Origin of the sequence: Exiguobacterium sp. s122 (assembly GCF_018618475.1) — a bacterium.
GTDB classification, from domain to species: Bacteria; Bacillota; Bacilli; order Exiguobacteriales; family Exiguobacteriaceae; genus Exiguobacterium; species Exiguobacterium himgiriensis.
The window spans coordinates 385,838-404,775 of sequence record NZ_JACSMD010000001.1; the positions used below are offsets into that span (position 1 = coordinate 385,838).

General features: G+C 50.7%; 17 protein-coding genes. 6 read left to right on the forward strand and 11 right to left on the reverse strand.

Annotated elements, in window-relative coordinates; genetic code table 11:
• Positions 1-5: 5 nt before the first annotated feature.
• The 4 genes from KNP92_RS02040 to KNP92_RS02055 form a co-directional block, all read right to left on the reverse strand.
• On the reverse strand, positions 6-836 hold the full coding sequence (locus KNP92_RS02040) for a carbohydrate ABC transporter permease (protein ID WP_214836252.1): 831 nt from the start codon (positions 834-836) through the stop codon (positions 6-8).
• A complete protein-coding gene (locus tag KNP92_RS02045) occupies positions 833-1,849 on the reverse strand; it encodes a carbohydrate ABC transporter permease (RefSeq protein ID WP_214836255.1) in 1,017 nt (338 codons plus the stop codon). Before KNP92_RS02045 ends, KNP92_RS02040 begins: the two co-directional genes overlap by 4 nt.
• 58 nt (positions 1,850-1,907) lie before the next feature.
• On the reverse strand, positions 1,908-3,170 hold the full coding sequence (locus tag KNP92_RS02050) for an ABC transporter substrate-binding protein (protein WP_214836258.1): 1,263 nt from the start codon (positions 3,168-3,170) through the stop codon (positions 1,908-1,910).
• Positions 3,171-3,395: 225 nt separating this feature from the next.
• Entirely contained in the window at positions 3,396-4,721 is a 1,326-nt protein-coding gene (locus tag KNP92_RS02055) for a PDDEXK-like family protein (protein ID WP_214836260.1), read from the reverse strand.
• 149 nt (positions 4,722-4,870) lie between these two features.
• On the opposite strand from KNP92_RS02055, the gene KNP92_RS02060 reads away from it, so the two are divergent.
• Together KNP92_RS02060 and KNP92_RS02065 are read left to right on the forward strand one after the other, a co-directional pair.
• Positions 4,871-6,049: a transglutaminase domain-containing protein gene (locus tag KNP92_RS02060; protein ID WP_214836263.1), complete on the forward strand. Its 1,179-nt coding sequence runs from the start codon at positions 4,871-4,873 to the stop codon at positions 6,047-6,049.
• A gap of 302 nt (positions 6,050-6,351) precedes the next feature.
• The gene (locus KNP92_RS02065; protein ID WP_214836266.1) at positions 6,352-7,113 is read left to right on the forward strand and encodes an SH3 domain-containing protein; all 762 of its coding nucleotides are present in this window, start codon (positions 6,352-6,354) and stop codon (positions 7,111-7,113) included.
• Positions 7,114-7,326: 213 nt separating this feature from the next.
• On the opposite strand, the gene KNP92_RS02070 is transcribed toward KNP92_RS02065, so the two are convergent.
• The 6 genes from KNP92_RS02070 to KNP92_RS02095 all read right to left on the reverse strand — a co-directional run bounded on the left by KNP92_RS02070 (position 7,327) and on the right by KNP92_RS02095 (position 14,420).
• Entirely contained in the window at positions 7,327-8,019 is a 693-nt protein-coding gene (locus KNP92_RS02070; protein WP_214836269.1) for an N-acetylmannosamine-6-phosphate 2-epimerase, read from the reverse strand.
• A gap of 2 nt (positions 8,020-8,021) precedes the next feature.
• Complete coding sequence (locus tag KNP92_RS02075; protein ID WP_214836271.1) at positions 8,022-8,828, reverse strand: MurR/RpiR family transcriptional regulator; 807 nt, start codon at positions 8,826-8,828, stop codon at positions 8,022-8,024.
• Between the two features lie 24 nt (positions 8,829-8,852).
• On the reverse strand, positions 8,853-10,394 hold the full coding sequence (ptsG, locus tag KNP92_RS02080; RefSeq protein WP_214836274.1) for a glucose-specific PTS transporter subunit IIBC: 1,542 nt from the start codon (positions 10,392-10,394) through the stop codon (positions 8,853-8,855).
• 167 nt (positions 10,395-10,561) lie between these two features.
• Positions 10,562-10,903: a hypothetical protein gene (locus KNP92_RS02085; RefSeq protein ID WP_214836277.1), complete on the reverse strand. Its 342-nt coding sequence runs from the start codon at positions 10,901-10,903 to the stop codon at positions 10,562-10,564.
• 121 nt (positions 10,904-11,024) lie between these two features.
• Positions 11,025-12,467 carry a 6-phospho-beta-glucosidase gene (locus tag KNP92_RS02090; protein WP_214836280.1) on the reverse strand — a complete coding sequence of 481 codons (1,443 nt, stop codon included), beginning with the start codon at positions 12,465-12,467 and terminating at the stop codon, positions 11,025-11,027.
• Between the two features lie 45 nt (positions 12,468-12,512).
• Positions 12,513-14,420, reverse strand: a complete 1,908-nt coding sequence (locus KNP92_RS02095) for a beta-glucoside-specific PTS transporter subunit IIABC (RefSeq protein ID WP_214836283.1) — start codon at positions 14,418-14,420, stop codon at positions 12,513-12,515.
• 342 nt (positions 14,421-14,762) lie between these two features.
• Between KNP92_RS02095 and KNP92_RS02100 the strand changes: the two genes are divergently transcribed.
• Both KNP92_RS02100 and KNP92_RS02105 read left to right on the forward strand, forming a co-directional pair.
• Complete coding sequence (locus tag KNP92_RS02100) at positions 14,763-15,218, forward strand: hypothetical protein (RefSeq protein ID WP_214836286.1); 456 nt, start codon at positions 14,763-14,765, stop codon at positions 15,216-15,218.
• A 14-nt stretch (positions 15,219-15,232) separates the two neighbouring features.
• Positions 15,233-16,189, forward strand: a complete 957-nt coding sequence (locus KNP92_RS02105; RefSeq protein WP_214836289.1) for a phosphotransferase enzyme family protein — start codon at positions 15,233-15,235, stop codon at positions 16,187-16,189.
• A gap of 30 nt (positions 16,190-16,219) precedes the next feature.
• Here the strand turns inward: KNP92_RS02105 and KNP92_RS02110 are convergent, their stop codons facing one another.
• A complete protein-coding gene (locus KNP92_RS02110) occupies positions 16,220-16,867 on the reverse strand; it encodes an acetyltransferase (RefSeq protein WP_214836292.1) in 648 nt (215 codons plus the stop codon).
• 229 nt (positions 16,868-17,096) lie between these two features.
• Between KNP92_RS02110 and KNP92_RS02115 the strand changes: the two genes are divergently transcribed.
• Both KNP92_RS02115 and KNP92_RS02120 read left to right on the forward strand, forming a co-directional pair.
• Positions 17,097-17,927 carry an aldolase/citrate lyase family protein gene (locus KNP92_RS02115; RefSeq protein ID WP_214836295.1) on the forward strand — a complete coding sequence of 277 codons (831 nt, stop codon included), beginning with the start codon at positions 17,097-17,099 and terminating at the stop codon, positions 17,925-17,927.
• On the forward strand, positions 17,924-18,829 hold the full coding sequence (locus KNP92_RS02120) for an NAD(P)-dependent oxidoreductase (RefSeq protein ID WP_214836298.1): 906 nt from the start codon (positions 17,924-17,926) through the stop codon (positions 18,827-18,829). Before KNP92_RS02115 ends, KNP92_RS02120 begins: the two co-directional genes overlap by 4 nt.
• The last annotated feature ends 109 nt before the right edge of the window (positions 18,830-18,938 follow it).

Here is an 18,938-nt window from a genome sequence, read left to right on the forward strand (position 1 = left end):
TCGGTTTACTTGATCCCGGAGTTTGTGACGCCTTTGACGAAATACTTGTTCGCCCAAAGGAAAATCAACAGGGCCGGGACGGTCGCAACGACGGTCGAGGCCATCATCGCGGCCGGATTGACGAAGTTCGACCCTTGGACGAGCGTCGCGACCCCGAGCGTGAGCGTCTTCATCTCGTCATTGTTCGTGACGAGAGACGGCCACAAGAAATCATTGTAGATGGCGAGGAACGTGACGACACCGAGCGTCGTGACCACGGGCTTAATCGATGGAAAAATGACTTTCGTCAGCACTTGCCACTGGGTGGCCCCGTCGAGATACGCCGCTTCCTCCAATTCTTGCGGGAAAGAACGAAGGAAATTGTAAATCAAGAACACACCGAGCGTCCCGGCCGAATATGGCAAGATGAGCGGATAATACGTATCGAGCAAATTGACGCCCTTGAACAGATAGAAGGCGGGGAACAAGGTCACGATCCCCGGTACCGTCAAGGCGATGATGACGATGGCGAGCACAATCTTTTTACCGGGGATGTTCAACCGCGCTAGCGCATAAGCGGCCAACACATCAACGAAAATGACGAGCGCCGTCCCGACGAGCGTCACGAGCGCCGTATTGAACGTCCATCTCAGCATATTGGAGTCGGCCGAAGCGGAAAAGATGGCCCGGTAGTTCTCGAGTGTCCATTCGTTCGGGAAAAGCCCCGCGCTCGAGAGTGACTCGCTTAAGGTTTTAAAGGACGTGAACACCATCCAAACGAGCGGGAACAAAAACAGAATTGCTAAGATTGATGTGATGACGACAAGGAGGACGGATTTCATGCGTTTCTTTTTCATGTGATTTTCCGCTCCTTTTTCTCGACGGTCGTGGCGGGCTGTTGACTGACGTTCGTCGGTCCCGCGTTCAGCGCCCGCTTCAATCGTTGTTTCGGTTCGCGGCGTTGTCCCGTCTCTTCACGTTTGTTCCGATAGGATGCCCAGTACTGAAGGCCGGTGATGAGCATCATAATGATTCCCATTAAGAGAGCCATGGCCGAGCCGATTCCGAGTTGATTATTGCCGAAGACCGTAGCATGAATCCCCATGATTAACGAACTTGTGGATTGCCCCGGTCCCCCGCGCGTGATTAACAGCGATTGTCCGTATAGATTGAACGAGGCGATAACCGTCGTGATCATGACAAAGATGGAGATGTTCCGGATGTCCGGTAGTGTGATGTAGCGGAACTTGTTCCAAGCCGAGGCACCGTCTAAATCTGCCGCTTCATACAAGTTCACGTCGACTTCATCGAGCGCGTTCACGAAGAGGAGCATGTTGAATCCGACCGTCCACCATACCGTCGCGACGACGATGACGAACCAGGCGTACGGTTGATCGCCTGTCCAATTAATGGCCGAAGAGATTAAACCGGTCTTGAGCAGAATGTTATTGATGAATCCGCCGTTCGCCCCGAAGAGCCATAAATAGAGGGCGGAGACGGCCGTGACCGAGATGGCATACGATAGAAAGAATACGGTTCGAAAAAACGTCTTCAGTCGATTCGGTAAGTGATCAATCAATAAGGCAAGCCCTAAACTGATCAACACGAGCGGTGGGACACTTAAGGCGATGAAGAGTAAAGTATTTTTCAACGTATTCATGAAGACGTCATGATAGAGCGTCGTTGGAGTCAAGATGGCCACATAGTTTTGGAGGCCGATGAAACCGTTGTTGCCGACAGACAGGCGAAAATCGTGCAAGCTTATCCAAATCCCGTAAAGGAGGGGCGTCAGCCAAAAGATTAGAAAACTAATTAAAAACGGGATGACAAACACAAAGCCGAACCATTTCGTGCGTTTCGTCATATACATGAGGAGAGCCTCCTTTCTAAATAGACAGTGTAGGTCGAACCTACACTGTCTAGATGGATTATTCCGGCTGGGTGTCCGCTACTTGTTTCGAGGCTTTTGTCGCTTTCTCGAGTTCCTTCATCAAGTCTTCTTTCGTCAAGTTCGGTTCGTTCGTGAGTTTCGTGAACACGACTTCGTTCATATAGCGCATTTGTTCGTCGAATTGATAGACGCGTGGGGCAGGGGTGTACATCTCCAACTGCTCTTGGTTCACGTTCGCCAAGTCATATTTCTCCGGATCTTCTGAAATGTAGTCCAACGTCTCAAGGTGGGTCACTGTTTGACCTGACTCCGCCCAATTGGCCAAGTTTTCAGGAGTATACATAAACGTCAAAAACTCGGCGATACCGTCTTTGATCGCGTCATCGTCAACGCTCGCCGCGACCGCGATCGTATGCGCGTTCCCTGTCGTGGCCGGTGTTTCGAACAGCGTCGGCATCTTGCCAATGCCTAATGAGTCGCCATACTTCTCTTTCACAGCTTGATAGTACCACGGACCGGTCATCGTGACGGCGGTCTGTTTCGCCCCGTCGTCGGCCGATTTCATGAACGCCTGGAACTCCCCGTCGAGCCCTAACTTCTCAGGAGAGACGTTGTCTTCAAAAATCATCGAATGATACTGCATCAAAGCGTCCGCATAGGCGTCGTCCGTAAAATTCAAATAGCCTTCTTTCGCCAAATCGATATTGTTTTGTGCGGCAGCGACCGTGAAGTAGAACGTCGTCAAGCCTGTCGACGGGAGGCCGAACGCGTATAGATTTGAATTTTCCGATTGGAGCGTCTCGCCGAGTTGTTTCAATTGTTCATAGTCGGTCGGTGCCTCTTGGACCAATTCTTCGTTATAGAACATCGTCAAAGGATGAATGTCGAGCGGGACGCCAAACATCTGCTCTTCAATCAGGCCGGACTGGATGCCCGCTTCATTGAAGTCGTCTTCAGAAATGCCGGCCGCCTCCATGAACGGTCCTGCCTCTTGAATCAATTGATCTTTTTGATACGTCTCGAGGTTTGTCTCATGCATCACGACTAAATGATAGTCACCTGATTTGAACTTCGTGTAGTGCTCTTTTTCTTGCGATTGAACGATGGTATATTCATCTTGGCTCTCATTGAAATCGTTGACGATTTTCGTCATATAATCGCCGTCACCACCTGTAAATCCGTTAATGAATTTGATTTCCGTCTTCCCACTGTCGCCCCCGGATCCCCCAGGGGTGCATCCCGCGAGCGTCGCCAAGACGAATCCGGCCGCGAGAAAAGAATATCGAGATTTTTTAGACATGTTTGTGCCTCCTTTTAAGTAAGCGCTTACAATTTCGTGTTCGACGTTACGTTTACATATGAGCACCCCCAATCCTCACGTTCAAAAAAATAAACCTCACTTTACACATCAGAAACACATTCAAGTGTGGTTTTCCCTAAATCGTCACATTTCGAAACATTTCATATTAAGAATAAAAAACATGCCCTCTGATTCGTGGGGGCATGTTGTTGGGTTAGGTTTCTTTTATACACGTACATGATACAAATCGGTCAACACGTCGGTCACGATTGCATTGAACGCGTGGAAGGCGGGAGCATGAAAGAGTGTCGTCATCGCGTCTTTCACGTTAGCTGCATTCGTCCAATCCGAAACGTCGAGGGTCTCGGTATAGATTCGGGTGAACTTTTTCCCTTCTTGTTTACCAGATTTCCAGAACGAGATGTCTTTGGCTTCGAGCGCCTCGAGGAGTGGGAGCCGTTCCGTATAGTCAATCGGACCGACTTCGACATACAGTTTGAGCCGCTTGCTGCCTTTTCGTTCAAACCAGATGATAAGACCATAGTTGAGCCAGTAGCGTTTCAAACGATGCATCTGTTCTAACGATGACAGCCACTCATTCATCACAAAGTTTGGCACACGTGTATGTGCGGCATACGTCGTGATGTGTTGTTCGCTTACGAACTCGAGAAACGCTTGTCGCAGGATATTGCCACCGGTTTTGAAAATGTAGTCGATTGTTTGTCGTTTTCGATTGTAGATGAGGAGGAGATGGCGTTTCGTCTCCGTGTCAAACGTCTCAAGCGTTTTAATCGCTTGTTTTAACTCGATTTGTTTCTGTTTTGCAGGGTTTGCATTTGCATATAGTAAATGAATCGCCGACGCATAGTCCTGATAAAGCTGTAGTGCGGTCTCCATCGTTGCCTCGTCATCGACGAGCCGCTCTTCGAGGAGTGCGACATAGTACGACAGAAAGTCGTGAATGTTATCGGCGATGGTCGCCCGATTCAACTCGAGTTCTTGCGTAATAATACGCAATACGTCCTCATAGTCGAGGAACCAATAATCCTCATGAGACGGTGCATCGCTCGAGAGCGTTAAATAGACCGGCAAGATGGTACGACCGGGGAAGGTCGCATGGACGTGGTCGTAATAGTGACGAAGCTGCCCATCTGATTCGGTCGAATGAAACTTGTTTTCGATCAACAGCATCAAGTTCAGTGATGGAATATCAATCAACAAGTCGATGGACCCGCTTCCGGTCCACCACTCGCGATGGACAATCGCACCGGAAAGCGAGGCGTGCAAGAACGGAAGATAGTCAAGAGATGCAATCTTTTCCTCGTTCTCCGGCTTCGTGATTAAGTTCATCAATACTTTCCGTAAAAAGAAGCTACCGAGTCGATGGTTCTCGTTCGGGTCGAACAGCCAAGCAAGAACGTTTGAGTGACGGATCTCGTACTGATCGACGCGGAGCACTTTGAGCGGATTGAATTGATGGAACTGTTGATGCAGTTGATTGAACTCGGTTGAGTTTTCAAGTTGTAAGATTGTGTCGAGCGAGTAGGTCATGTAGGACTCCTTTATTCGTGATGTCTCAATTAAATCAAAGATTGAGTATGAAGATGTGTAAAATAAATTACAAGGTGGATATTTGAGGGAATCATCTTTAATTAATGGGTTATAATGGGAATAATAACACGTATAGAAGGAGCGCATTCATGGGTTACTTACTAGCCATTCTCGTTTTGATTTCACTTGCATTAAGCTATTGGCTTTACCGGACGTTCATTCGCCAATGGACGGTACAGCGGGCGTTACGGCAAGAATTATCGAAGATTGAGGCTCTATTGCGTCACCATGAACATAACCCGGCCAAGCAGTTCGAGTTGCTCAATCCCATCTATCGCTCTGTCCTCTTTCGCGTCCATCCAAAGTTAAAGATGGAACGAGGGAAGCTCGAGGAATTCGTCAGTGACGAACTGAACCGTTTGATTACAAGCAAGCGCTCTTCGCTCTGGTCTTCTGTGACGGTTTTCGGTCGTGGTGTGCTGACGGTATTCATGTTAGGGATTGGCGTTACGAGCGGATATGTCGCCTATACGCAGACCGATCTGACCGCGCGCTTTGGTCCGGTGGCGGTTGAGAGCGAGGCGAAGCCATTACTCGGTGAGACGTATGCGTTGCCGAGTCAAATCGCTTCACCTGAGGAGCTCGGGATGGCACTCGCCTATCACATGAGCCGTTTCGATGAGGCGTTCAGTATCCGTTACATCGGGAAGACGAAAGATTTTGAGGAGACGATGGATGCCGCGTGGGACTGGCTCGAGGTGAACCATATCTACGTCTTCCGCTTGTCGCGCGGCGGGGAGAGTCAATATCGGAATCACGGCGGCTATATCGACCTCGACATGACGATGGCGTACGACATGACGACAGAACAGTCCCATCAGATTGCGGCGCGCGTCGAGCGTATCGTGCAAGATATGCCGATCGGGTTGAACGATTTTGAGAAAGTGAAGTACGTGAACGACTTCGTTGTCTTGAACACGGCGTATAACTTGGAGAGCGTTGCGAGCCCGTACACGCCGTACTCGATATTGTTCAACGGGCAAGGCGTCTGTGAAGGGTATGCGTTGACGACGTTGCTTCTATTAGAAGCGGCCGGTGTCGAAACGCGCTACATCTCAGGAGAAGTCGAAACCGGTCTTCACGCGTGGAACCTTGTCAAACTCGATGGGGAATGGTACCACTTGGACACGACGTGGAACGATCCGGTGCCGAATCAGCCAGGAAAAGTCCGATACGACTATTTCTTAGTGTCCGATGCGACATTGCGAGCGGACCATACGTGGGAGGAAGGGAAGTATCCAGTGACGGCGGTGGTCGATTTCCAATAAAAAATACATAGCCCGAGCAAGGCAGGTCTATGGTCCGATACTAGAATCTAAATGTCGATACGGCGAACTTCTTAAGTGAAGAGACGCCGGTGACACTCGAAGGATAGCAAAAGCATAGGGCGAGTTGTTTAGAAGCCAAAGCGTTACCGAATTTACCGAATCATCCGGACGTGTTAAATGAACGCTTGGCCGTATTTTGTGTTTGAAAAACGAATTCCCTTGATTCTGAAAAAGTCGTCCGATACACTTCGGACTTCTTGATAAAATGAATGGAGACAAATCGGAAGTCGAGGGAGATTACTATGAAAAAGTATTTGGTATTTTGCATAATTGTTGCGCTCTGTTTGACGGATGTGCCGTCTCATACGAGCCTGCCATTCCATGAAGCTGGTGTCGTCGAGGCGTCAGGGAACAAGCAGTTTAACAAAGCCGGAAAAATTTATGCTTCAAGGAGTCAAAAAGCAAAAGTCGTCGCCACTGTGAAAAAAGGTCAAACGGTCACACTCCTCGAAACAGTCGGTAGCTGGAGCAAAGTTCGCTATGGCAAAAAGACAGGTTGGACGGCAAATCGGGATTTGAGTGCTGTAAAGCAACGAGTTAAAGTGAGTCGACTTGCCCCGAGTGTATTCTTCGAAAAGGTGAAAAGTAATCCGCTTTTCGTCGAAGCGAAAAAATTGAATCGAGACGAACCGATCTCTTACAAGTATCAACTCGGGACGGGGGACAAACTTCACATCTTCTTGCATGACGATGGGCGGATGTCGATTTCCAATTGGTTTATTGATGCATATAAACCAGGCGTGACCCCGAAAATGCGTGACGTACTCATGGAAAAACATTATGAGTCTTTGAACTTGACCGGTGAATTGCTATATGGCGCCGGAACACAAGAAGCCATTGATTACGCTACGGTGATGAAGGAGCATGTTGTAAAGCTCGAGAAAGAAATTCAAGCTGACTGGCATAAGCGGATGCGAATCTATAAGCAAGGGACGTTCCAAGTGAACGGAGATACATTCGAGTATTACATGCTTGGCCCAAGTATTGAAGTTGTATTCGAGTAGAAAATTGGATTGAGCATGTAGGTTGACTTAGCGATATGAGACGTATCCACAGTTTGGCATGCCATTTTAATTCGATTGAATATATGTTTTCCACTATAAAAAACACCTCCGATTAGCACTTTAAAAAAAGTGAACTACTTCGAAGGTGTTTTTATGTTGTCTCACAAATTAAGGGTTAGCTTATCGTGAGACCTGGAAAAAAGCACGTTTTGTTCATTTTGGGGTGACCGAAGAAGACATCGCTTCTTCAAACCGTGCCGTAATCTGTTGCGGCCGCGTGATGGCCCCTCCGACGACGACGGCGTGTGTGCCGAGGTCCATGCACCGTTTCGCCATCTCAGGTGTCAAGATGTTGCCTTCGGCGACGACCGGTTGCGTGACGCGATCGAGTACGTCCTTCAAAAACTTGAAGTCGTCGTGGAAGAGGCGTGAGCCGCTCGTCTCGTTTGTATAACCATGGAGCGTCGTCGAGATGTAGTCGAAGCCGAGTCGGTCTGCTTCGATACAGTCCTCAAGCGTCGCACAGTCAGCCATCAACAGTTGATTCGGATAAATCGAACGAATGGCATGTACAAATTCTTGGAGCGTCATGTTGCCAGGGCGAATGCGGTGTGTCGCATCAAGGGCGATGACATCGACACCGACCTCCATTAATTCTTCGACCTCCTTCATCGTCGCTGTGATGAACACGTCACTGTCCGCATAGTCGCGCTTGACGATCCCGATAATCGGGACATTCACTTGTCGTTTGATTTCACGGATGTCTTTCGCCGAGTTGGCACGAATCCCTTTGGCACCGCCTTGGACAGCCGCGATGGCCATCCGACCCATAATGTAGTCGCTATGGAGCGGTTCATCTTCGAGTGCCTGACAAGAGACAATCAATCCGGTTGGTAAATCGGTCATGTTTAATCACTTCTTTCTTTAAGGCGGTCGAGCGCTTTCAAGGTTTGTAAATAGTGCGCTTTCAATTCTTCATTCGTTTCCATTAACGTTTTCGTTACCGCGTCCGCCGTGAAGAGGAGCGGGAGTTGTGTGTTAATCAAGAACGCCTCGCCCGATGCACCGGCCGTCAACAGTCGATGATCGACGAGTTCAGCGAGCGGTGAGTGCTGATAGCCGACGAAGGCGATGGTTGTACACCCTGATTCTTTTGCGAGTTGGACCGCTTGAACGACTTCGCGGCTCTCGCCACTGTTTGAGAAGGCGATAATTAAATCGTCTTTCGTCGCAATTGAGGCGTCCATGACCATACTGTGGCTGTCGAACGCCGTCGTCGCGAGCAGTCCCATCCGCCGCAAGCGATACTCCATCTCTTGGGCGACGAGACCGGCGTTACCGAGTCCATACAAATGGATCGAACGACTCCGTCGAATATGGTCGCAGATGGCTAACAGTTCGTCTTGGTCGATCAAGTGAGCGGTCGTCTGAATCAATTCGATGTACGACCGCTGCATCGGTTCGAGCGATGTCGCCGTCTGGGGCAAGGTTGTTTCCGTCAATGTCTTTTGCATCATGAGTTTCAGTGCCGAATAGCTCCCGACCCCAATCGTTTTACAGAATCGGGTCACGGTCCCAGGTGACGTCTGGATGGCTTGTGCCAACTCGGTGATCGTCAACTCGATGGCATCGTTCATATTTGTCATGAGGTAATCGGCAATCTTCTTCTCACTATCCGTCATCTCTGGATAGACGTCTTTCATTTGTTCCCACACGGCTGTTCCCTCCAACACAATTCGTTATTCGCCCCGGCCTAACGCCTCCTGGACTTCATTCTTAATAATTGTAACAGAAGGACCGTAAATTACTTGAATCCCATTTCCTTTTTGCACAACCCCATGAGCGCCCGTCGCCTTTAACAAATCCTCGCGGACGTGTTGGTGGTCGTTGACAGTAACGCGGAGGCGTGTCGCACAGCAATCGACCGTGTCGATATTCTCATCTCCACCGAGCGCGGCGATGATGGCCGTCGTACGGTCCGATGCGTCGACGTCTGCGGCTTTTGTTGCTGTCTCGTCAGAGCGTCCCGGCGTCATGAAGTTGAACTTCGTGATGAGGAAACGGAACGTCACGTAGTAGAGCAAGAACCAGAAGGCACCGATGACCGGCACGAGCATCCAGTTCGTCTTGTCATTCCCTTGCAAAATCCCGAATAAGATAAAGTCGATGAACCCACCTGAGAACGTTTGACCAATTGTGATCTCAAAGATGTGAGCCATCATGAAGGCGAGTCCGTCAAAGATGGCATGGACCAAGTAGAGGACCGGTGCCACGAATAAGAAGGCGAATTCGAGCGGCTCCGTGATTCCCGTCAAGAACGACGTGAGCGCCGCCGAGAACAAGAGACCGAACACGACTTTCTTCTGCTCGGGCTTCGCGCAGTGGTACATGGCAAGTGCGGCACCGAGGAGACCGAACATCATCGTAATGAAACGACCTGACATAAAACGAGACGTCCCTTCATAGAACTGCGTCGTGCTCGGGTCAGCGAGCTGGGCGAAGAAAATCTTTTGCGTCCCTTCGATCAATGTCCCGTCGATGACCATCGAGCCCCCGAGGCCGGTTGTCCAAAACGGGATATAGAAGATGTGGTGTAATCCAAACGGGCCGAGCATACGTAAGACGAATCCGTAAATGAACGTCCCGATATAGCCTGTTTTGTCAACGAGTCCACCAAGCGAGAAGATACCGCTTTGGACTGTCGGCCAGATGAAGTAAAGCCCGATTCCGACACCGATGGCGACGAATGACGTGATGATCGGCACGAAGCGCGATCCGCTGAAGAAGCCGAGGAACTGCGGGAGCACTTGCTTGTTGTAACGGTTATGCAAGAGCGCCGTCACAATCCCAATCAAAATCCCACCGAAAACACCGGTCTCGAGCGTTTGAATTCCGAGTGCCATCCCTTGTCCGGCACTAGCGAGATCTGTCTCCATCAACTCGCCAGTGATTTGAAGCATGGCGTTGATGGTCGCGTTCATAATCAGATAACCGAGCATGGCGGCAAGGCCGGCCGTTCCTTTATCCGACTTGGCGAGCCCGACCGCGACCCCGATTGCAAAGAGAACCGCTAAGTTGGCGAAAACGATTGACCCGGCGGCGGCCATGATAGTGAACAAATGCTGGAGCCAGGTAATGTCGAGGAATGGATACGCCTGGACTGTGTTCGGATTCGAAAGTGCGCCCCCGATTCCGAGCAGAAGCCCCGCTGCCGGCAAAACCGCGATGGGCAACATAAATGATTTCCCGAATTGTTGTGCCCGTTCGAATAGACGTGACATGAGAAAAATCCTCCTTAAAATTATTTTCATCTGAATCATAATATGAAAAATATTTTTATGCAAGCGTTTACGATGAAAATCTTTTTAAGGAAAAATCGAACCAGACATCGGGACCGGTTCGATTCGCATGCTTATAAGGTTTTGGGAAAACGTGTGCAACAAAGTCTTCATTCAATCTTTAACACTTCGACCGGACCGTGGTCGTCACAATGCTCGTCATGGACGTGGTGCAGGCGCCCGTTGACGAGATAATCCATGTGATCGCCGTGCGGGACGAGTTCATGCCCGCAGTCCTCATCGTGCTTACAGCCGCATTCCATCGGGGCACAGACGTCCGGATTCATTTCTGAGACCGGGATGACGCATTCATCCCAATGGCCGTCATGCTCATGGTGTAAATGCCCATCGTGCACGTAGTCGATATGGTCACCGTGTCGAATCTTCGTATGACCGCAAGCTAAGCTATGTTGGTGCTTGTGGTCGGTATGTGCATGATGCTCGTTACTCATCACGTTTCCTCCTTTAAAACTCGGCTCACGACGGATGTAGTAATGATTTACCTGCTGGGAAGTTACTTAAAACGTGATGTACGACGAAACAGCTTCAACCAATCGGTCGAAGCTGTTTTTCTTATTTCTCGACGGATGCCGCAAGCGTCAATTCCGCACCGTTTGTCTCGATGACTTGCTTATACCAATCGAAACTCTTCTTCTTCGAGCGGACGAGTGTGCCGTTTCCCGCGTTGTCTTTATCGACATAGATAAAGCCGTACCGTTTCTTCATCTCGCCGGTCGAGGCGCTCACTAAATCGATTGGCCCCCAGCTCGTATAGCCGAGAATCTCGACGCCGTCCTTGATGGCCTCATGCATCTGTTCGATGTGCTTCGCCATATAGTCAATCCGATAATCGTCCTCGACGTAACCGTCTTTCGGTGTGTCGACGGCCCCGAGTCCGTTCTCGACGACGAAGAGCGGTTTCTGGTAGCGGTCATACAGCTGGTTCGCCGTGATGCGGAAACCGGTCGGGTCAATCGTCCAACCCCATTCCGACTTCTCAAGATACGGGTTCTCGAGGGAGCTGAAGACGTTGCCTTCTGTCTGTTTGTTGATCTCTGGGTCGGCGCTCGTCGTCCGGCTCGCATAATAGCTGAAGCCGATATAGTCGACGGTGTGCTGTTTCAACAGTTCGAGGTCGCCATCTTCGACGTGCAACAAAATACCTTGCTCATCAAGATAACGTTTCGCATAGCCCGGGTACTCGCCACGTGATTGCACGTCGATGAAGAAGAACGATTCGCGGTCCTTGTCCATCGCGTCCAACACGTCGTCCGGATTGCACGAGTACGGGTACGTCTGACCGGCTGCGAGCATGCAGCCGACTTGCATGTCCGGGTTAATCGCATGCGCCGCCTTGACCGCTTTCGCGCTCGCGACGAGCTGGTGATGCGCTGCTTGGTATTTCACTTGCTGTTTGTTTTCACCTTCTTCGAAGACGATACCGGCGCCGATGAACGGTAAATGTAATAGCATGTTGATTTCATTGAACGTCATCCAGTACTTCACCTTGCCGTTATAGCGGGTGAAGAGCGTCTTTGCGTACGTCTCGAAGAAGTCGACGAGGCGACGGTCGCGCCAACTGCCGTAGTTTTTAATGAGACTGACCGGCACGTCGAAGTGAGCGATCGTGACGACCGGCTCGATACCATGCTTCAACAACTCGTCGAAGACGTTATCGTAAAACTGAAGACCTTCCTCGTTCGGTTCGGCGTCGTCGCCGTTCGGGAAAATACGCGCCCACGAGATTGACAGACGGAGCGCCTTGAACCCCATCTCGGCGAACAGCGCGATGTCTTCTTTATAGCGATGGTAGAAATCAATCGCCTCATGCGATGGATAAAATTCACCCGGCACCGGCTCAAGCGACGGCAAGTTGCCAAACATGACGTCGAACCGTTTCTTGCCCGTAGGCAACAAGTCGACCGTCGTCAAGCCTTTCCCGCCTTCTAAGTATGCCCCTTCTGCTTGGTTCGCGGCGATGGCGCCGCCCCATAAAAATCCGTTTGGAAAACTCATCGAATCATCCTTTCTAAAGTAGGGGAGGGACGAGCCCTCCCGTGATTATTCGTTGATGACAAATAGTGCTTCGCCTGTTTGAACGCGAGTGCCGTGCTTCTCGGCGATCTGTTTTCGATTCGTGACGATGACCGGTGTCGTAAGGGCGCGGCCTGAGCGAATGATTGCGTCGAGGTCGAACTCGATTAACAATTGCCCCTTCTCGACGAACTCGCCTTGCGTGACGTGTGCTTTAAAATGTTTCCCTTCGAGTTGGACCGTGTCCATGCCGATATGGATGAGCACTTCCGCGCCCGTATCGGTCGTAATGCCGATGGCGTGATGGGTCGGGAAGAGCGCCGAGACCGTCCCTGAGACTGGGGCGACGAGTCGACCTTCCGTCGGTTCGATGGCCACGCCTTGTCCAAGGGAACCGGATGAGAACGCGACGTCTGAGATCGATGAAAGTTTGACGACGTCCCCGGCAAGCGGGCTGAGCACTTGCTCTTGGCCGATTTTTGTCGCCGATACTTCTTCACGGACCGGTGTGACTTCTGGTTGCGGTGTCGCGACGACCGCTTTGTTGACGCCACCGAACAAGTACGTCAAGACGAAACCGACGACGAAGGCGACGGCCGTCCCGATGAGTGAGCCGTAGAAGCCGGTCGTGATGCCTTCAGGCGAGATGTTCGACGGGTAGCCGAAAACCCCGAGCCCCCCGATGATGTACACTTGCGTACCCATAACACCCATGATCCCACCACCGACAGCACCACCGATACAGCTCATAATGAACGGTTTTTTAAGTGGGAGGGTGACCCCGTAAATCGCGGGCTCGGTGACACCGAAGATACCTGAGATGAAGGCCGGGATACTGAGCGTTTTGATCTTTTGATTTTTGATGCGGAGGAAGACCGCGAGTACGGCACCGATTTGTGCGAACGAAGCCGCGAAGACGAGTGCGAGCACTGGATCCGCCCCGAGAGACGTCAAGTTGTTGATGGCGACCGGAACGAGGCCCCAGTGAAGACCGAAGATGACGAACACTTGCCAGAGACCGCCGAGGAAGAGACCAGCGATGAGCGGGCTCAAGTTATAGACGGCGACCGTGGCGCTACCGAGCAACATTCCAGCCCACGTCGCGATTGGTCCGATCAAGATGAATGTGAGCGGCACGGTGATGAGTAACGTAAGGAGTGGAACGATGAACATTTTGATGACGTCTGGAATAATCGTCTTCAAGAACTTCTCAAGCTTCGCGGCGAAGAACGCTGCGATGATGATCGGGATGACCGAGGTCGAGTACGTCATCAAGATGACCGGGACACCGAGGAACGTGATGTGAATCGGTGACTCGAACATCGTACCGGCGAAGACGGTGTAGAGCGGATCACCGGCCGTGAGCGTCGAGAGCGTCGGATAGACGAGCGCTGCCCCGATGGCCATCCCGATAAACGGACTGCCGCCGAACTTCTTAATCGCCGTGTAGCCGAGGAAGATCGGGAAGAAGTAGAAGAGCGAGTCGCCGATGGCGTTCAACAGTTGATATGTGCCCGATTCGGCAGATAACCAACCGAGAGCGACGAAGAGGGCGTTAAACCCTTTGATCATCCCGGTCGCGGCCAAGACGCCGAGGACAGGGGTAAAGATGCTAGAGATGATGTCGATGAAACGGCTGAAGAGTGATCCTTTCGGTCCGTCCTCGTCTTCGATTGGCGATTGGTTTTGGAAGCCGCCGACTTCGACGACTGCTTTATACACGTCCGGGACGTGGTTGCCGATGACGACCTGATATTGACCGCCGCTCTTCATGACGGTGACGACACCGTCCATGTTTTTAATGGCTTCTGTGTTAGCCTTGCTTTCATCTTTCAGTTTAAAACGCAAACGGGTAATACAGTGGACGACGCTGTTGACGTTCTCTTTGCCGCCGACTTGCTGGATAATGTCGCGTGCGAGCTGTTCATATTTCATGTCCGTTCCCTTCCTTTACGTTGGATTTTAGGTTTGCGTCAAATAAAAAACCTGACCCGTGTCAGATGAGAGTCGTGAAATCACGTCTATCATCTGACTCGAGTCAGGTTATGCCCACTAAAGGTAACATTCCTGCGCAGGAGACCGTTCAGTTGTTATTTGATACTTGAAATGTAGCATGCGTCAAAATAAAATGTCAACGCTTACATTTACAAATTTTCAGATTTCTTTTATTGGACATATCCCCAAAATTTCTCTCTTCTATAGATGGGGGCATTTTTTGATTCGGAAACTTTTTAATGATTCATCCGTATACATAAAAAGAAAAAGGAGGGCATGACTTTGAGACGCGAACAACATATCCGCCAACTCGTCGACTATGCGCGACGAGGAAAGGCAAAAACATTCATTTTGGCAGTCGGTTCGTTCATTTTGACCGGCACACTCCTTCGAACGGTGGAACTTTCGGCTCCTATCGTCTTTAGTATCGGCTTCCTCGGCATCATCCCGCTTCTCGTTCGGGAATGGAAGCTTGGGACGATTCGGCGTTCCTTTAACGACGACGCGATGTATCAACGGCTCATCCGCTTACCGTTCTGGATGACACTGTTCGGACTATGTCTTTTGTACGTCATCCTCGGCTGGGTTGAATTCGGTACACCGGCCCGTTCTGTCTTTCTGACCATTGCTGCGCTCTGCCTCGGGATGTTTCTCTTTCAGCGGACGTTTGACCGTGTCATCTTGAAACTTGAACCCGACTATATCACCGACCGCGAATTGCACCGCGAAGTCAAATAGAGAGGGGGATTAACATGGAAAAGGAGTTATGGGACCGTCTAGCGGTTCAAACTTCCCGCCGCTATGACCTCGACGTCTCGACGTTGACGTTTCTGGCAGAAGAGACGAACTGGCTCTACACGGTGTCAAATCAAAACGGTGTCCGCTATTTGCTCAAGCTCTATCCGGAAGGATGGAAAACAGCGACGACTGTCGACATGGAAACGCACGTATTACATCACATTCGTGAAGACGGGCATGTCGAAGTACCGAGCATTTACGAAGCAAAAGACGGGAGCAGAATTCAAACCTTTACGATTGGCAAGAACCGGGTGATTCAAGCGATGGTGTACACGTGGCTTGAAGGGGATGTGCTCGACGAGCGGGAGACAGACGAGCGGTTTCGCCAACTCGGTGAAGTCACGGCGCGCTTACATGAGGTGACGGCACGTCATCCGGTGAAGGCGGCGAACACGCTTCCGCGTTGGGACACCGTCTTTTATTTTCCAGATGAAGTAATCCTTTACGATAAGACGGAGCTGGCGATGCCCGATTCGTTTTTAGGCGTGATGCATACAGTCGTCCCATGCTTAAACGAGCGGCTGCGTTCGTTTTATTCGGGAGCGGACGCAGAGCTGAGACTGCTTCACGGGGACTTGAACCCATGGAACGTGTTAGTGGACGGGGAGAAGATGCACGTGATTGACTTTGAGGACTGCTTATACGGCCTCCCGGTCCACGATATCGCCATCGCCTTATACTATTACCGCTATGACGACCGCTTCGACTTCAATCATGTGAAACAGCTCTTCTTTGAAGGGTACGGGCGCGTTCGTCCGCTTCCAAGCGTCACCGATGACACGTTAGAGCTGTTCATGATTGCCCGCCGCGTCAACTTCATGAATTACGTGCTTCAAACGGCAGAGGCGTATGCTTACATCGAAACGAGTTTACCGTACGTGGAAGCGTTCCTCGACAAACAGATGACGTGAAAAAACATCAGGGACACCTGATGTTTTTTCTTACAAAAATTTTTCGTTCGTCTCGCGCGTTCGAATCGGTTTAGCAGGCGATCCGATTGCGATGACGTTATTTGGAATGTCATGGACGACAGTCGCACCGGCACCGATGACGCTCTCTGATCCGATGGTGACTTGATGAATGACGGTCGCACCGATACCGACAAACGAGTGGCCCATGACGTGTACGTTACCCCCGAGATGGGTTCCGGGTCCGACGGATGCGAAAGCGTCGACTCGACAATCGTGATCAACGGACGCCATCGTATTGATGATACAGTGCGGACCGATGGTTGTACTCGGGTTGATGACCGCACCTGCCATCACCACAGCCCCCGCTCCGATTGTGACGTCTCGCCCGATGCATGCGCTTGGGTGAATAGCATGCACGAACTCGAACTCAGGTGCTTGTTCAAGAATGATCCGAGACACGAGGGCCCGGCTATCGTTATTTCCGATGCCAATAATGCCACGGTTAACGGCGTAGTCTGAGCGAATCGGTCCGAGGACAGGATAACCAAAATAGGTTGTTCCCATCAATTCGGGCCGGTCGTCGTAAATGCCGATGATGTGATGACGCTCCATTTGTTCGACGATGTCGATGACTACTTTCGTATGACCACCTGCTCCAAATAATACGATGTCTTCCATTTCCATCCCTCATTCCTATGACGGCCTCTCTTTTCATGTCTGTCTATTACCGCTATTCGAGATTTTAAACAGAATTCCTGTTACTGAATACGTATGGATGAGCTTTTGAAAAGACACCGGAACGTTGCAAAAAGATTCTTAATTCGGCTGTTTGATTGTCGTTTGATCTGGCTATTTTTTCATCGTAGTTATCGAAAGAGGGGAGTGGGCATGCATGCCGCTGAAGCTCATGTATATTACCAATCAACCAAAAATTGCCGTCCTCGCCGAACAACAAGGAGTCGACTGGATCTTTGTCGACTTAGAGCTCCTCGGAAAAGTCGAGCGACAAGGTCACCTCGATACAGTCATCTCGCGTCATGCACGGGAAGACGTCAGCCTCGTCCGCGCAGCACTCCAATCCGCGTCACTCCTCGTACGGGTTAACCCGATTCATGAAATGTCCCGCGAAGAGATTGACGATGTCATTCAACGTGGCGCGGACATCATCATGCTCCCTTATTATAAGACCGTGAAAGAAGTCGAAACGTTCCTCCAAATCGTCGCGGGTCGCGTCAAAGTGTGCCTATTGTGTGAGACGAAAGAAGCGGTAGCCTGCATGCCAGACGTACTCGGTCTATCTGAAATTCATTACATTCATATCGGTTTGAACGACCTTCATCTAAGTTACGGACAGACATTCCTCTTTGAGCCGCTCGCAGACGGCTTGATTGAACAAATCACCTCGATGATTGCACGAACGCCAATCGAATTCGGTTTTGGTGGGATTGGTCGAATCGGGGAAGGGAACGTTCCGGCTGAGCGTATTTTGGGAGAGCACGTTCGGCTCGGATCGACGCTTGCCATCTTGTCCCGAAGCTTTTGCCATATTGGTGCGCATCGGACGGTCAGTGAAACCGAGGCTCAATTGTTTCAAGAAGGGGTATGGAGAATTAGGGCGTATGAACAACAGCTCGCCGTCGCGACGGCCGATTGGCTCGAACAAAATCGGCTCCAATTGGTGGCCGATGTCCAAACCGTCGTCACGAATCTCCAGGCAGGGAAAGGAATGTTGTCATGAACGTATTGTGTACTGCGTTTCGTTTTAGTGAGGAAGAACGTCAACAGATTGAACGAACCGGCGTGACGCTTCATCTGTTAGAGCGTGAGGAAGACGTCGCCACGTATGATGTCTCGGAGATAGAGGGCATCATCTGCAACAATCTGTTTCTTTATCGAGACGTGGACGATTTTCCTCATCTTCGGTTCGTTCAAGTCGTGAGTGCGGGACTGGATCGTGTCCCGGTCGAACGATTAAAAGCGAGGCAAATCGAGCTCCATAACGCCGGTGACGCGTATGCGGTCCCGATGGCGGAATGGGTCGTCTGGCAGTTGCTCGACTTTTACAAGCGTGGCCCCGTCTTCCGCGCGCAACAGCAGGAAAAACGGTGGGAAAAACAACGTCGTTTGATTGAATTGACGGACCGGACCGTCACCGTTCTCGGTGTCGGCCATGTCGGTGAGGCGGTCGCAACTCGACTCCGCGCGTTCGGCATGTATGTAATTGGTGTCGGCCGAAGAGCGCGCGATGTGCCGTTCGTTGACGAGTACGTCCAGTTTGATCGACTTGACGACGTGCTCGAGCGAAGTGATGTTATTGTAATCGCCTTACCATTGACGGAACAGACCCATTACTTATTCGATAAGACCCGGTTCGAACGAGTAAAAGAAGGCGCAATTTTGTTGAACGTAGCGCGTGGTGCCATAGTCGATGAAACCGCCCTCCTATATGCACTTGAGACGAAAAAAGTGGCGGGTGCGGCGCTAGACGTCTTTGAGACAGAACCGTTACCCCGCAATCATCCGTTTTGGACCCATCCCGCCGTTCAACTCACCCCACATAATTCGTATGTATCCGATCGCGTAAACAGACGGCTCTTTCGGACCATTTTACGTAATCTAACACGGCAAACGACAAGTTGACCTTCCAGGTCGACTTGTTTTTATATTTCACGAAAAAAATATCTATGACTCATTCGAATTGGGAGTTACGACGAAATCGTTCCGGGAAGAACGAGGATAGAATTAACGG

What these genes read in the sequence shown, in the direction of transcription:
- KNP92_RS02110 (WP_214836292.1), bottom strand. Translation starts at nt 16,867, where the DNA reads ATGGAAGACATCGTATTATTTGGAGCAGGTGGTCATACGAAAGTAGTC.
- KNP92_RS02060 (WP_214836263.1), top strand. Translation starts at nt 4,871, where the DNA reads ATGGGTTACTTACTAGCCATTCTCGTTTTGATTTCACTTGCATTAAGC.
- KNP92_RS02095 (WP_214836283.1), bottom strand. Translation starts at nt 14,420, where the DNA reads ATGAAATATGAACAGCTCGCACGCGACATTATCCAGCAAGTCGGCGGC.
- KNP92_RS02045 (WP_214836255.1), bottom strand. Translation starts at nt 1,849, where the DNA reads ATGTATATGACGAAACGCACGAAATGGTTCGGCTTTGTGTTTGTCATC.
- KNP92_RS02050 (WP_214836258.1), bottom strand. Translation starts at nt 3,170, where the DNA reads ATGTCTAAAAAATCTCGATATTCTTTTCTCGCGGCCGGATTCGTCTTG.
- KNP92_RS02085 (WP_214836277.1), bottom strand. Translation starts at nt 10,903, where the DNA reads ATGAGTAACGAGCATCATGCACATACCGACCACAAGCACCAACATAGC.
- KNP92_RS02055 (WP_214836260.1), bottom strand. Translation starts at nt 4,721, where the DNA reads ATGACCTACTCGCTCGACACAATCTTACAACTTGAAAACTCAACCGAG.
- ptsG (WP_214836274.1), bottom strand. Translation starts at nt 10,394, where the DNA reads ATGTCACGTCTATTCGAACGGGCACAACAATTCGGGAAATCATTTATG.
- KNP92_RS02120 (WP_214836298.1), top strand. Translation starts at nt 17,924, where the DNA reads ATGAACGTATTGTGTACTGCGTTTCGTTTTAGTGAGGAAGAACGTCAA.
- KNP92_RS02090 (WP_214836280.1), bottom strand. Translation starts at nt 12,467, where the DNA reads ATGAGTTTTCCAAACGGATTTTTATGGGGCGGCGCCATCGCCGCGAAC.
- KNP92_RS02115 (WP_214836295.1), top strand. Translation starts at nt 17,097, where the DNA reads ATGTATATTACCAATCAACCAAAAATTGCCGTCCTCGCCGAACAACAA.
- KNP92_RS02070 (WP_214836269.1), bottom strand. Translation starts at nt 8,019, where the DNA reads ATGACCGATTTACCAACCGGATTGATTGTCTCTTGTCAGGCACTCGAA.
- KNP92_RS02040 (WP_214836252.1), bottom strand. Translation starts at nt 836, where the DNA reads ATGAAAAAGAAACGCATGAAATCCGTCCTCCTTGTCGTCATCACATCA.
- KNP92_RS02065 (WP_214836266.1), top strand. Translation starts at nt 6,352, where the DNA reads ATGAAAAAGTATTTGGTATTTTGCATAATTGTTGCGCTCTGTTTGACG.
- KNP92_RS02105 (WP_214836289.1), top strand. Translation starts at nt 15,233, where the DNA reads ATGGAAAAGGAGTTATGGGACCGTCTAGCGGTTCAAACTTCCCGCCGC.